General features: G+C 36.7%; 14 protein-coding genes, 1 pseudogene and 1 riboswitch. Of the genes and pseudogenes, 6 read left to right on the top strand and 9 right to left on the bottom strand.

Translation table 11 applies throughout. The features are described 5' to 3' along the window. Together SAZ04_RS03845 and SAZ04_RS03840 are read right to left on the bottom strand one after the other, a co-directional pair. Nucleotides 1–1,089: a DUF3866 family protein gene (locus SAZ04_RS03845; RefSeq protein ID WP_332691287.1), complete on the bottom strand. Its 1,089-nt coding sequence runs from the start codon at nucleotides 1,087–1,089 to the stop codon at nucleotides 1–3. A 157-nt stretch (nucleotides 1,090–1,246) separates the two neighbouring features. Then, complete coding sequence (locus tag SAZ04_RS03840; RefSeq protein WP_332691284.1) at nucleotides 1,247–1,765, bottom strand: TlpA disulfide reductase family protein; 519 nt, start codon at nucleotides 1,763–1,765, stop codon at nucleotides 1,247–1,249. 191 nt (nucleotides 1,766–1,956) lie between these two features. On the opposite strand from SAZ04_RS03840, the gene SAZ04_RS03835 reads away from it, so the two are divergent. Further along, nucleotides 1,957–2,790 carry an undecaprenyl-diphosphate phosphatase gene (locus SAZ04_RS03835; RefSeq protein WP_332691281.1) on the top strand — a complete coding sequence of 278 codons (834 nt, stop codon included), beginning with the start codon at nucleotides 1,957–1,959 and terminating at the stop codon, nucleotides 2,788–2,790. A gap of 46 nt (nucleotides 2,791–2,836) precedes the next feature. Here SAZ04_RS03835 and SAZ04_RS03830 read toward each other — a convergent pair whose 3' ends face one another. The 4 genes from SAZ04_RS03830 to SAZ04_RS03815 all read right to left on the bottom strand — a co-directional run bounded on the left by SAZ04_RS03830 (nucleotide 2,837) and on the right by SAZ04_RS03815 (nucleotide 6,350). Continuing rightward, nucleotides 2,837–3,772 carry an AEC family transporter gene (locus SAZ04_RS03830; protein WP_332691278.1) on the bottom strand — a complete coding sequence of 312 codons (936 nt, stop codon included), beginning with the start codon at nucleotides 3,770–3,772 and terminating at the stop codon, nucleotides 2,837–2,839. Nucleotides 3,773–3,962: 190 nt separating this feature from the next. Then, a complete protein-coding gene (locus tag SAZ04_RS03825; protein ID WP_332691273.1) occupies nucleotides 3,963–4,601 on the bottom strand; it encodes an SDR family oxidoreductase in 639 nt (212 codons plus the stop codon). Nucleotides 4,602–4,656: 55 nt separating this feature from the next. After that, nucleotides 4,657–5,613 (bottom strand): CobW family GTP-binding protein, encoded by a 957-nt coding sequence (locus tag SAZ04_RS03820; protein ID WP_332691270.1) that lies wholly within the window; start codon nucleotides 5,611–5,613, stop codon nucleotides 4,657–4,659. 179 nt (nucleotides 5,614–5,792) lie between these two features. Next, nucleotides 5,793–6,350: a DUF2179 domain-containing protein gene (locus SAZ04_RS03815; protein WP_332691267.1), complete on the bottom strand. Its 558-nt coding sequence runs from the start codon at nucleotides 6,348–6,350 to the stop codon at nucleotides 5,793–5,795. A gap of 202 nt (nucleotides 6,351–6,552) precedes the next feature. On the opposite strand from SAZ04_RS03815, the gene SAZ04_RS03810 reads away from it, so the two are divergent. Together SAZ04_RS03810 and SAZ04_RS03805 are read left to right on the top strand one after the other, a co-directional pair. Continuing rightward, nucleotides 6,553–7,590, top strand: coding sequence for a permease (locus tag SAZ04_RS03810; protein ID WP_332691264.1), 1,038 nt, complete (start codon nucleotides 6,553–6,555; stop codon nucleotides 7,588–7,590). A gap of 43 nt (nucleotides 7,591–7,633) precedes the next feature. Further along, on the top strand, nucleotides 7,634–8,593 hold the full coding sequence (locus SAZ04_RS03805; RefSeq protein ID WP_332691261.1) for a TIGR03943 family putative permease subunit: 960 nt from the start codon (nucleotides 7,634–7,636) through the stop codon (nucleotides 8,591–8,593). A 176-nt stretch (nucleotides 8,594–8,769) separates the two neighbouring features. Here SAZ04_RS03805 and SAZ04_RS03800 read toward each other — a convergent pair whose 3' ends face one another. After that, on the bottom strand, nucleotides 8,770–9,282 hold the full coding sequence (locus tag SAZ04_RS03800) for a PTS sugar transporter subunit IIA (protein ID WP_332691258.1): 513 nt from the start codon (nucleotides 9,280–9,282) through the stop codon (nucleotides 8,770–8,772). A 324-nt stretch (nucleotides 9,283–9,606) separates the two neighbouring features. Between SAZ04_RS03800 and SAZ04_RS03795 the strand changes: the two genes are divergently transcribed. The 3 genes and pseudogenes from SAZ04_RS03795 to SAZ04_RS03790 form a co-directional block, all read left to right on the top strand. Beyond that, nucleotides 9,607–9,702 (top strand): YjcZ family sporulation protein, encoded by a 96-nt coding sequence (locus tag SAZ04_RS03795; RefSeq protein ID WP_332691255.1) that lies wholly within the window; start codon nucleotides 9,607–9,609, stop codon nucleotides 9,700–9,702. Nucleotides 9,703–10,043: 341 nt separating this feature from the next. Beyond that, the gene (gene sda / locus SAZ04_RS23330) at nucleotides 10,044–10,199 is read left to right on the top strand and encodes a sporulation histidine kinase inhibitor Sda (protein ID WP_431308951.1); all 156 of its coding nucleotides are present in this window, start codon (nucleotides 10,044–10,046) and stop codon (nucleotides 10,197–10,199) included. Between the two features lie 416 nt (nucleotides 10,200–10,615). Next, nucleotides 10,616–10,716, top strand: a riboswitch (purine riboswitch). Then, nucleotides 10,710–10,943, top strand: a pseudogene (locus SAZ04_RS03790) (type I phosphoribosyltransferase); the annotation flags it as partial. Its footprint overlaps the riboswitch before it by 7 nt. A gap of 274 nt (nucleotides 10,944–11,217) precedes the next feature. Here the strand turns inward: SAZ04_RS03790 and SAZ04_RS03785 are convergent. Beyond that, a complete protein-coding gene (locus tag SAZ04_RS03785; protein WP_332691252.1) occupies nucleotides 11,218–11,334 on the bottom strand; it encodes a DUF4023 domain-containing protein in 117 nt (38 codons plus the stop codon). Between the two features lie 670 nt (nucleotides 11,335–12,004). Then, a complete protein-coding gene (asnB, locus tag SAZ04_RS03780) occupies nucleotides 12,005–13,852 on the bottom strand; it encodes an asparagine synthase (glutamine-hydrolyzing) (RefSeq protein ID WP_332691247.1) in 1,848 nt (615 codons plus the stop codon). Nucleotides 13,853–13,877: the final 25 nt, after the last annotated feature.

Below are 13,877 nucleotides of genomic sequence, written 5' to 3'. Positions count from 1 at the left end.
TCATTCAGACTTTTCACACTCCAAACCAAATTTTACAGCTTCTGCAACCGCACAAAAAAACAACGGATCCGCTTCATATTTACGCCCCATCGTTTGAATGGGCATTGTTGCCTTTTTTAGAGCTTGTTCAATAAGCTTGCTCGCCCGATCTTCACTTGCAAAATGGATACTGTGTTCGGTTTGGAATGGGCGATATGCATCTAGTTGTTCTTCAATCTTTTGACGTTGTTGATCTACTAAGTATGGAAAAGGTAACATTGCCCGCCTAAACGTAAATTGGCTAAACGGTGTCATTGTATGATGACTTATACCAAAATGTCGCGTTCTTGACTCAACAAATGAAAGCCTTGGAATCCATACCGGTATCCCTTCGAGAGCACTCACTACATGCGACCAATTTGATAAAACCATACCTGAGAAACCATAGCACGTGCCGGAACCAACTACACCAGGCCCAACAGAAATTAAAATAAAATCTGCATGTAATATCTTCTCAGCAAATTGTAAGGCTGATGCAACGGTAATGGCCTCAAACTGACCACCAAATGCTTGTCCCACCGTAATGGAGTAAAATCCTTCTTCCTTCTCAAGTACACGAAGTTGATCGCTCAGTCTTAAAGGAAGAGAAGCCTGATCATCAAATATAATACAACAACGACTTTTGGCTTGTATCTCTTGAGACACATAATAAAAAAGCGGAACCATACTATGTAATTCCGCCAGCCAAATTGGCTTTCCTGAAAGTGAAAATGGTTTGGTGAAATGCTCGTGGTATGTACTTTCTTGTGCTTCTACAGCCATCACACTATGCTGAATTGGGGTGTACCGTGCTTTTATAATATGACCTTTAGAATCTTCCGAAATCCAGTCATTACCTTGCAATAAAGAGCAGACAATATCCCATCCTCCCGTTCCTAATTGTAGTTCTGTCGCTGTTGCATTGACCAGGATATAATTTCCAACTTTAGCAGATGGCGTAATTTGTTTATACAAGATGGCACGCTTAGCGCCTTTATCAGTTACGACTTTTTGAATATCATAATCTTCATAGATAATTTCAAGAACCATTGTTTTCAGTTGTTTATACATACTCTCACGCCTTAACTAGGAGCTTTATTAAATGATGATCATCTGTCACCTTTGTAACCAATTAATACTTAGAGTTAGCCTTTCCACACTGTGGAAAATTAGTCAAAGAAAATAGAAAAAGCTATTACTTCATAAGAAATAAATGAAGCTGAATCAACTAATATAACATTGGTTCAATTAAGGATTCAAGTCCGGCGTAATGGACTTCTCCCCGTATAAAATGTTCAATTGTTCCATCTCTTCCTATAATATAGGTTATTGGCATCCCAATGATTTTATAGCGATCTGCTACAACACCATCTTCATCAAAAAAAACTGGGAGTGTGATTCCGATCTCTTCTATAAAATTAGGTGCGTCGTGTAATGTTCGTTCAAACGTCTGCATATTTACTGTTAAAATTGTCAAACCTTCTTCAGAATAATCACGTTGCAAATCCATAAGATCAGGCATTTCATCACGACATGGCTCACACCATGAAGCCCACATATTTAAAATAATGACGTCACCTTTGTAGTCCCATAATTCACCTGATTCTTGAGTATGCATAGGCAATGTGAAATTTTCAGCAATCATGCCAGGTTCGTTTCCAATTTCTTTTCGTTCTTGAAAAAAGACAATTCCTATGAAAAGGACGGCAACAACGCCCAATATTAAAATGGTGACTCCTCGCTTCATTGTTCTCCCCACCTCTATTTTTACTATTTACTTTGTATTATAGAGAGGAGCTTCTTGGTAAAGCAAGTTCTAAAGTAGATAACAGACTATAAATGTATCTTTCCGAAAAAAGATAATTTTGGTAGAATGGTAAAGTTAGCGACTCAACTGATTGAAGTCTCTACCCCCATAAGAAAGGATGGATTTATTACATGTCAATTATTGAAGCTTTAATATTCGGAATTGTACAAGGTATTACTGAATTTTTACCTATTTCAAGTACAGCACATATTGTCATTACACAAATTCTTTTAGGCTACCAATTCCCGGGTTTTGGATTCGAAATCTACCTTCATCTAGCTTCCATTCTTGCTGTTGTGATTTATTTCCGCAAAGACTTACTACAAGTCATTACCGGTTTCTTTGGCTATTTTGCAAACCGCTCAAGAGAAAACCGCACGCAATTCTTTTTTGGAATTTACATCATTGTGGCTACAATGATTACAGGTGTTCTCGGTCTAGTTCTTGAAGACTATATTGGAGCCTCAATGAAAACACCTCCTTTTATTGCGATTGCCCTTGCATTAACAGGTCTTTTCCTGATCATTATTGAGCGTTTTGTTCAATACGGCAACCGTACAGAAACAGACATGACATTTAAAGATTCTATTGTAGTAGGTCTTGGGCAAACGTTAGCTGTTTTCCCAGGAATTTCACGTTCAGGTGCTACACTTGTGACAGCTTTATTCTCCGGTTTAAGCCGTGATACGTCTGTTCGCTATTCCTTTTTGCTATCTATACCAGTTATTTTAGGGTCTAGTGTTTTAGCAGTTGGAGATTTTACAGACGGTGCAATGGTTGCAGAAATTGGCGTTTCCGCGCTTGTTGTTTCCTTTATCGCAACATTTATTTTCTCATGGTTAGGAATTGTATGGTTGATTGACTTCTTGAAGAAAAGCAAGCTTGTTTACTTCGCTATTTATTGTTTTGCTGCAGCAATTTTTGTTTATTTCTTCTTAGATAACAGTCTGATCATTGAATTATAAATTAACCTTCAAGGGTCTGCCCCCCCAGACCCTTTAGTTTTGCATATTACCTGACAAACAAAATAAACGCATACAACAATGGAATCGTAATTACACATAAAATTGTTGTTGTTGCCACAATAACAGAGGAAAAGCTGACATCTCCTCCATACTTTTGTGCAAACATAGGAACAGTTGGTGCAGAAGGCGTTGCCGTGACCAAAATGGCCACCCCCATAACAGCGGTTGAAACAGGCAACCATAGAAATGGTACTAATAGCATTGGTATGAGCAATAACTTAGCACCAGTTGCATACCAAATATATCGATTTTTTATTAATTGTTTACATTCTCCTGCACTTATCCCGGCTAGTAAACTACCAATAAGAATCATAGATAAAGGCAATGTCATTGTGCCAATGTCGACAAGTACACTTCCGATGAAAGATGGCAAAGTAAAAGGGAGAACCATCACGATAAAGCCAACTGATGTCGCAATGACACCTGGATTAAGAAACAGTTGTTTCCATGAAATATTCTGACCAACACGAGCAACAACATAGATGACATATGTCCACACATAAAACAAGAAAAAGATCATAAAAAAGGCAGTATACAACACTCCTACTTCACCAAAAAGTAAAAACGCAATTGCATACCCCATAAAGCCTTGATTGCCAAATATAATAGCAGCCTCATAAACTCCCTCTCTATTTGCTGACAATTTTGCGCTTCTCCTCATCCAGTAACCTATTAATGTCGCACCTAGTAAAGCAAAAAGAGAAAGACCTAATAACCAAGATATATCTACAAATATTTCCATTGAAAACGAAATATCCATTGAATAAATGATGAGACAAGGTAGAGTAATGTAAAGAATGACTTGCGTGAGAACTTGATTCGATTCCTTCGGTAAAATATTTCCTTTTCTCATAATAAAACCTATTAATGCAATCACTAATAGAACAAGCATTTCCCCAGTTAAACCAAAAGCTGCATTCATTTTTCTCTCCCCCTAAAAAGAATGATTTCCTCTTTTAAAAATGAACATCATTCCATAAACAATCCGTTTCTATTTCCTAAGCATTTCTCTATACTTAATAGTAGTTGTTAAGTTATAACATATTTAATATAAGCACTAAATTAAAAAAAGGTTACGCTAGCATGATTGCTGCGTAACCACAGTTTAGTCATCAAAATATATCCAAAGCCTGCTCCATTTGCACATTTCCATTTAAAATTTCAAATGTTTTTCCATACATATTCTCACGATCAACTACTTTCGCAAGCACGGTTGCTACATCTTCTCGTGTTATCGTATTATCACGAACTTGAATCTCACTCTCCAGCTTAAGCAGTTGTTTTGCACTTTCATTTGTTAAGCTACCGGGACGAACGATCGTGTAAGTAAGACTAGAGCGCTTAAGATGATCATCAGCTAATTTTTTCGCAACAAGATAATGACGAATCCGGTCGCTCTTATCCGGGTCAACCGTTCCCATCGAACTCAGCATGACAAATCGTTTCACACCTAAACGCTCAGCTGTGTCAATTGCTTTCATAGCACCCCAAAGATCAATTAAAATCGTTTTATCCGCTCCTGTATGTCCACCTGATCCAGCAGCAAAAATAACTGCTTCTACACCATGATAAGCATACTCAAAATCCCCTTCTAAATCGGCAACAACGACTTCTTGTGCTCCAAGAGCTTTTAGTTCATCTGCTTTTTTAGGATCTCTAATCATGGCGACCGTAGTATGACCTGCCTCCGTTAACTTGCTTATTGTATGCCTTGCAACTTGACCATTCGCACCAATTATAAGAACTCTCATTTCATCCACTCCTTTACAACTGATACTACTATGTTGAATGAATTATCACCTACAATCAAACAATCTGCCTTACTTCTTGATCAAAAGACTGCTTAATTTGTTCATGATCTAATCTAGCTCCAATCAAAATAATACAATTCGCTTTATCTGATTCAATAGTAGTTATATTAAGTTGATTCGAAGCAAATTGAAAGGAAAAAGGTTGTGGGTTCCCCTTAAAATGAATGTATCCTTTTGCACGAAGTAACCATTTGCTTTGCTTTTTTAACCATTTTTCAAAGCTACCTTTGTCAACCTCTTCTATCCCATCGATTTTGATTGCTTGGAACGGGTGCGAATGATGATGGTGGTGATGCCCCCCTAAATCGTCTTTCATGTTTAATGCATTCGTAAAAAAACGACTTTCAAACAACAACTCACTCTTGACATCTCCGTACTGTGCGTAAACCATCGGGGTATTTTCCATTTTTAGAACTTCTAATTTAGATGCCACTTTCACTCTATTCTTTTCATCTAATAAGTCCGTTTTATTAACTACTAAAAGCGTACTTGATGTAATTTGTTGCTTTAGCATCGTTCGAATTTCTTTTGAACTTTGAAAAATACTTTGATATTCAAGATATCGACTAGCATCGACAACCCCAATTATAGATTGAATATCTACTTTATCAATTACGTCTGGATGAGTTAACGCTTCGATAATTTCTGCTGGATTGGCAATCCCAGTTCCCTCTATTAATAAAACATCTATATCTTCTCTACTTTTTAACAATTCATCAATTTCTCCGCGCATATCATCTTGAATCGTACAACAGATGCAACCATTAAGAAGCTCAATCATGGCCTCATCTTCAAACAATTCCTTTTCAACATTCTCTGACCCAAGTTCATTTAACATTAATGCTGGCTTTTCTCCGCTCGTTTTCACATAATTCAACATCCTCTTTAATAAAGTTGTTTTTCCACTACCAAGAAAACCAGTCAAAATATATACAGGAATTCGCTTTAACACATCGACCACTCCTTTTCTAGTTACAAGTAGTATACAACAGCCCTCTTACAAACAGGAACGATTCTTATTTATCAAGCTTATGAAACAGCAACTTAGCCAATCCCGTTTCCGGCTCAGCACGTCTTACACAAAAAGCTACAAAAGAGCATGATCTCTTTTATAGCTTTTCTTGTTCTGTTCTATATAGGCGCATTTTCTTTGCTTTTTAGGAATTTTTCTTTTCTCTTTTTCATTGCCTTTGTAATGTAACCACCTTTAAAGTTACGAGGTTCATAGGAAACAATGAATGCACTAGGTTCATACGAACTAACAATTTTGATAAACTCCTGTTCCCGATCACGTCTTGCCGTACAATCTAAACGATACCGTCTTTCCTCATTCATTCCTTCCACTTCTGCTGTTGATACACTAAAACCGACTTCACGAAGTCTATACGTTAACTGTTCATTTTTATTCATTATATTTACTTCAATTGACACATAGCCAATTGCCAGTTTCTGTTCGATAATTTGCCCAATATATAAACCAACACCAAACCCCATCGCGTATGATACCATGTTCAAATAATTTGTTAAATCACTAAACACAATTCCTAGTGCTATAACGTATATAAAACCTTCAAGTATTCCTAATACAGCTGCCTTTTCTTTCATTCCTTTAACCATTGTTATAGTCCTGAGTGTAAGCACTGGCACATATAGAAGTTGTGCAACAAAAATAATTAAAGCTTGAAGCATATCAAACACCTACTTTCAATCTAATATAACTACCGTAGTGTAACAGGAAAAATACTTGGAAGCTAGCCTATTTCAAAAACGTTTTTTTGTATTTTTCCCAAACATTTCTTACCTTTTACAAATTGAATATACATACTTAAATCACTGAATCTATGGTAAAATAACGAAAGAACTTTCATAGAGCTTAGTAAGGAGATTTTGAATGAATAAGCGTAAACAATTTTTCCTTTCTTTTGGAAAAGACTTTTTAGGTTTTGTATTACTTTTGTTATTTTTAATTCTGTTTTTTAATATTGAGTCTTTTAAAAATGAACGTGCTGGATTTACTGTTCCCGATTCGTGGCTAAATGTAAACACGATTTTCTTAGGTATTGTCATCGAAGCTGTTCCTTTTATTCTACTAGGTGTATTTGTATCAGCTTTGATTCAGATTTATGTAAGAGAAGAGGTTATCCATCGTTTTTTACCTAAAAACGCATATGCTGCGCTTTTGCCCGCGGCTGTGCTAGGGGCCATTTTCCCCATATGTGAATGCGCGATCGTACCAATTGTCAGGCGGCTCGTAAAAAAAGGAATGCCACTTCACGTTGGTGTTGTCTTTTTAGTTGCTGCACCTATATTAAATCCAGTTGTAGCTGCATCAACGTTCTTTGCCTTTCGAACAGACTTAACTGTATTATATGCACGAATGGGACTAGCGTTTGTACTGTCAATCATCATTGGAGGTATATTATACCTTGTCTTTAAAAATCGCGATCAACTAAAATGGACAAAAGAAGAGTTAGTAGGCAGACAAGTCGTGTTAGCAACAGACACTGCACCTAGGAAAATGAACCGTCTGAAACAAACATTTTATCACGCTGCAGATGAATTCTTTTTAATGGGAAAATACCTTATTTTAGGTGCATTCATTGCTGCTTTATTTCAGACTTTCCTTGATAGAAGTGTCCTTCAAGCAATCGGTAGCAATGAGTGGAGCTCAACGGCAGTCATGATGGCTTTTGCGTATTTGCTTTCACTTTGTTCTGAAGCTGACGCATTTGTGGCTGCATCATTCGGCAACACATTTACAACAGGATCTCTTATTGCGTTTTTAGTGTACGGTCCGATGATTGATTTAAAGAATACGATCATGTTATTTGCATTCTTTAAAGCTCGATTTGTTTTGATCTTTATTGGAGTTGTTACTGCTATTGTCTTTATCTCAGTCGTCTTATTACAAATCCTTTCATTAATTTAATGAAAGGATGCATGTCTATTACTATATGAAAGGAGTAATCAGTATGGAGAAACAATCCGATCTCGGATTCCACGCCTATATTCGTGGAATCATTTTAATTGGCTTTGCCCTGCTAATGCTTGCTTTTATTATTACCGGCAATATCACTTATTACATTGCTCCCACCATGATGCCTTTTATTTATTTTGCAACAGGGGTGTTTCTATTACTTGGTGTTATTCAAATTATTCGAAGTACGGTCAAGGGGCAGGAAGAAGAACAACTTTGCGATTGCGGGACTGATCATAATGTATCCGGCTCTCCTATTACGAAGTTGCTCATCTATTCGATTTTCGTAACGCCAATTATCCTAGGCTTCGTCCTACCTGATAAATTATTGGATAGCTCAGTTGCTGCTAATCGTGGGATTCAGTATGGATCTGGGATTTTAGCAGAGCAAACTAGAAATGAATCAACGAAAGAAGAAGCAAGCTCAAGAGCCGAGGCATTTCTTAATGACCCAGATGCTTATTATGAGCAACTAGAAACGGGATCAAAGGCAAATGACGAGGAACATATAACAGTTGATGAATATTACACGGAAGAGGGTTTCAATCAGTATTATGAAGAACTAGCTGAAGAAATTCTAACAGAAGATCGTATTGTTGTCACCGAAGAAAATTATCTAGATATGATGACCATGCTCGATTTACAACTTGAACGATTTATTGGCAAGCCAATTGAAATTGTTGGCTTTGTGTATCGTGAACCAGAATTTGAAGATGACCAACTTGTTGTTGCCCGTTTTGGAATGACTTGCTGTGTTGCTGATGCTTCAGTCTACGGAACGATGGTAACGACTGATGAAGCAAGTCAATTTGAAAATGATACATGGGTACGAGTTACCGGAATACTAGATCAAACTGAGTTCAATGACTTTCGCATTCCACTGATTCAACTTCGTGAAATTGAAATTGTTGAGCAACCAGAGAGCCCTTATGTTTTCCCTCGCTTTAGCTTTTAATCTAATAACAACCAAAAACACATGCAATGAATATCGCATGTGTTTTTGGTTGTTATTTCATGCCTATTAATGTTGAAAATTAAAAGGTCACGGTATATTAAAACTTCAAAAATTCTCATAAAAAGACGTTTAATCAATCCCTATTGTAATACTACAACTCTGTTTATATTCCCCAACTACAATTTAATTGTAAATAACGGAGTTTCACCGCTAACTACATCTGTTGCTGATTCCTTAATCAAACTGTCAATATGATCCATGTTTGTGATGATGATAGGCGTAATCGTACTTGCGGCCTTTTCTTTTATAAGAGGTAAGTCAAAATCAACGAGAGCATCGCCCACTTGAACTTTGTCTCCTTCTTTCACATGAGTTGTGAAACCTTCACCCTTCATGTTTACAGTTTCAAGACCAATGTGTATTAAGAGTTCCACTCCGCCTAGCGTTTTTATCCCGATCGCATGCTTTGTAGGAAATACTTGCATAATTTCACCAGCTACTGGTGATACTACCTTTCCTTCTGTTGGCTCAATCGCTACTCCGTCTCCCATCATTTTTTGCCCAAACGTTGGGTCTGGAACATCTTCAACTGCCACGAGCTTCCCTGTCAGTGGTGCATGTACTACCTCTTGTTGTGGTTGAACGGGGGATGCTTCTTTCTTACCTAGACCAAATAATTTTTTAAACATATTCATTCTCCTTTTCCTATTCCTATCGAAAAAAGACTTAAAAGCAGCGAGATGCCTTAAAACACCCCTACCATTTCTAAGTCTTGCCTGATTTCACTCAGTCACAATCCGATAATTTTTTCGTTGTCTAAAATAGTTTATTATGCGAAAAAACGATTGTCAAACAAATTCATTGGAGGAGTTCTACTTTACTATCCCCTGCCTTTCATATAATCAAACAACTTTTTTTAAAAAAGCGGCTTAAAAAATGTATTTACCCATTCCACTCATGCCCAATCGTCTTATTCATTATTTCATATTATATAAGGAATAGGATGAAAGGAGATGAAGAAGATGAGTTACGGATATCAAAGTGGTTTCACTTTAATCGTTGTTTTATTCATTCTTTTAGTAATCGTTGGTTCTGCTTACGTTTGCTAATTAGTGATTTCCTCCCTCTTCATCACGACTTAAGATAAATCGGCTACAGTAGGTTCTAAGATGCAATTTGCCACTATCTACCAATCTATAAGACTCACACTGAGTGTATGTCTATCAACAAGGTGACTCACAAAAACATTCTGCACGAAAACGTGTGGACAGGTGAGTCACCTTTCTCAATTTAAAATAAGATAAAGTACCTATAAACAATATTATCAAATGTTATTATTAAATTAAAAAAATGTAAGTTTAATTACAAAAAAGTCGGACAATATGACTATTCAAAACCATTAATTTACGGTAAAATTAAAAAAAATTAAAAAAATGTATAAGAAAGGAAGATTTTAATTCTAAAACGGTTAGATGATCACCTTATTTTAGAAGCGTATCACCAATCCATAGAATTAAATCTAGATCTTGAATTCATTGGACTTCTAAAGGATGAAATAGTTGAAAGGGGAATATTTGACCAAATAGAGCAAGATCTTATCATATAAATACCAACAGTCTCTATAATCAAGTAAGAGGTGTTTATTCTATGGTTTACAAACTATTTAGTCTCTTTCAAAAGAAACGATGTTTTATCTGTAAACCAACAACTTCGTATATGAAAAAAACAAGTCCGACCAAGCCGAATTAGTTTACGTTTGTGAAAAGTGTATTGAATATGCCGAATGATGTGTCTTCTATAAATGATAGTATCTGTTTTTAGTGACCAACCCCATTTTAGTCTACTCATCAACCATCAGGTTTTTTAGAAAAAACCTACTAACTTCCTTTCAAAAATTTGGCTATTTGTGCTTAACCCTCTTTAATAAACGAATGATTTTTTCTGAATACAACTTATTTATTCGTATTCATTTAAAAAAAACCTTTAAATATTCGTCCTAATCAACTATACTTACCCCATAAACAAACAATCAAATAGAAAACTCGTATAATATTGAAATTTGGCCCGAAAGTTTCTACTGAGCTACCATAAATGACTTAACTACGAGTGATAACCTGTTTTAATTATTGATGATTTCCTAGCTAATGGGCAAGCGGCACTTGGTTAAATTGATATTGTAAATCAAGCAGGTGCAAAAGTAGCTGGTCTAGGAATTGTTATTGAAAAATCATTCCAAAACGGTAGAAAACAATTAGAAGAAAAAGGATACCGTGTTGAGTCTTTAGCTAGAATTCATTCATTGGAAAATGGTCGCGTTACATTTGTTGATGAGTTTGTTACAAACAACTAAGGAGAATACATCATGAGCACAAAATCTATTCATTATCCCTTGTATAAAAAAGAAGATACAGATGCATTTTTTGATATGCTGCATTTAAGCACCGTTCACAAGGTCTAGTAACTCCTTTAGAATCAAAAAATAGTAATAGAAAATCGTGATAATAAATGAACGTAAAACGGGGATAAATCATTAGTGAAATGATTTATCCCCGTTTCTTTTAGATGTTCTAACGCTCACATAACAAAAGTACAACCGTCCATACATGTCGGTTATGCTTTTGCTTTTAATGTTGTTTGTTTGGTAACTTTTTACTTGGATTCCCATTGCCTTGACGCTTTTTATTTTTCTCTGCTTTTCCCTGTTTTTCATGCAGCTTTTCAACAAACTCATGTGTATCCATATCAAAGTCCTCCTTTTTTAAGAAAGCTCGTTGTTACTTTAACCACATGATCAAACAAACATACATTGAACGGGAAAATAAGTGTTTCGTTTGTTTTCCCTTATTTATTGAAGACCTCTTCTAATCAAATTCATGAAATTATCTCTAATGTTTCGTCTCATGAATTGAAAGCAACATACAAGGAGAGGTCACTTCTGATGGGAAACTACCTCTTTTATATGATCTTCTTTTCTCACATCACACAATACAGAATGCGCTTTTCCACCGTTTTTTATAATCAATGACGCGGTTTCATTTGCTTTTGTTTCATCTTTATCCGTCACAATCACGATATTGCCATGCTCCGTAATCAGAAGCAATCGCTGCACCTATACCTTGTCCTGCACCTGTAACGATAATGACACGTTTGTTGTTCATGGTAAACTCCTCTTTCCCTTCTGATGTTTACCTCTATTTTATGCATATATCATTATGTATATAAAGCGACTCACCTGTTCTAACCAATAGGTGAGTCGCTTTTTAGCCCTAGGGTAGAAATTAAGATACGGCCATATCCCAATCCCTTCTATAAGTTATGCAAATGAATCTTGTTCGTTGCACCTTTTAACAGTTATGATTCAAAAAGAGCTCGGAACCTTTTAAGCTCTTTGCTAATGTACTTATCCATGACCTATTCTTTAATCTTAACATTATAGGCGCTCATCCAGTAGTCCATTTGTATAAAATGGGCAAGAAGCTGTGGTCCTGCCATTAGTTGACCAAAGTATGGTTGACCAGTAGGAAATCCACCTGATTGCGCAATTTCTTTAAGTGCGTCCTTATTAATAAACTCAAAAATAGGCGCGTCCTTTTGAGCAAGCACATTTTGCATTCCCTTTTGGACAGCAGCCGTATACTGCGGATGATGTGTTTTCGGATACGGACTCTTCTTACGATAAAGAACATCATGGGGCAATAAACCTTCCAGAGACTTTCTAAGAATTCCTTTTTCACGACCATCTAACTGCTTCATTTCCCATGGGATATTCCAGACATATTCCACAAGTCGATGATCAGAGAATGGAACTCGAACTTCTAAACTTGCTCCCATACTCATACGATCTTTTCGATCAAGAAGATTTGTCATGAACCAGATAATGTTTAAATACGATATTTCACGCCGTCTTGCTTCTTCCGGTGTATCGCCTTCAAAACGTGGCGTCTCTTGTATCGTTTCTTTGTAACGATCGTACACATACTGCTTTAAGTTCAATTTCTTTTTCCATTTATCATTCAAGAGATTTTCACGCTCATCAATGGAACGCATCCACGGAAAACCATCGATATTCATTATTTCGGGTTTATGAAACCAAGGATAGCCTCCGAAAATCTCATCAGCACACTCTCCAGATAAACCAACTGTTACATCCTGTTTAATTTCATGACAAAACCAAATTAATGAAGAATCGATATCTGCCATTCCTGGTAAATCTCTGACATCAACCGCTTCTTTTAAACGATTAGCAAGTTCGTCATTTGAGATAACTTTATTATAATGCTCTGTCCCAAGTGCCTCGGATACAACTTTCACCCAAGGTGCATCAGAGTTGGGTTGAAAATCATTTGCTTTAAAATATTTATCATTCTCATCATAATCAATGGAGTAACTTCGAATTGGACCTTTCCCTTGTTTTTCATATACTTTTGCTGCTAGTGCCGTTAATGCACTTGAATCAACTCCACCTGAGAGAAACATGCCAACAGGAACATCTGCAAACAATTGACGCTCAACGATATCCTCCATTAAATCACGAATATGCTCTGCAGTTTCGTAAGTAGTATGTTCATGCTTCTTGCTCTTTAATGTCCAGTAGCGACTAATTGTTGCCCCGTTCCGGTCATAGATTAGCATATGCGCAGGGCGCAATTCTTGAATATCATCATAAATGCCGTGCCCGGGTGTTCGTGAAGGTGCCAAGCCCATAATTTCAGCCAGGCCTTCTGTTTTAACAACTGGCTCAATGTCACGGTGAGCCAGCAATGCTTTTAACTCAGATCCAAAAAGTAAGAAACCTTTTCGTACCGTGTAGAACAATGGTTTTACTCCTAAACGATCTCGCGCCATAAATAAACTTTCATCCTTGTCATTCCATACCGCAAAAGCAAAGATTCCATTAAACTTCTCAAGACATTGATATCCCCACTCAATGTAGGATTTTAATAGTACTTCCGTATCTGAGTGACCTTTAAAATCATGCCCACGTGCAAGAAGTTCTTTGCGAATATCCTCGGTGTTATAAAGCTCTCCGTTGTAAACAATCGTATAGGTTTTATTATTATAAGTACGGCTCATTGGTTGGATTCCATTCTCAGGATCAACGACCACTAACCTTGCATGGCCAAAAGCTGCATTGGGTGACGTCCATACATTCATATCATCCGGACCACGTCTGTTTAACGTCTCTGCCATCTTTCGTACTTGCTTTTCTTCTTTTCTTAAGTCTTCACGCCAATCAATCCACCCTGTAATACCACACATGTATCATCAGCCCCTTTTGGGAAGT

The organism is Halalkalibacter lacteus, assembly GCF_036663595.1.
Classification (GTDB): Bacteria; Bacillota; Bacilli; order Bacillales; family Bacillaceae_D; genus Halalkalibacter; species Halalkalibacter lacteus.
The sequence above is the reverse complement of the archived record's forward strand: the minus strand, read 5'-3'. Positions and strand labels throughout refer to the sequence as shown.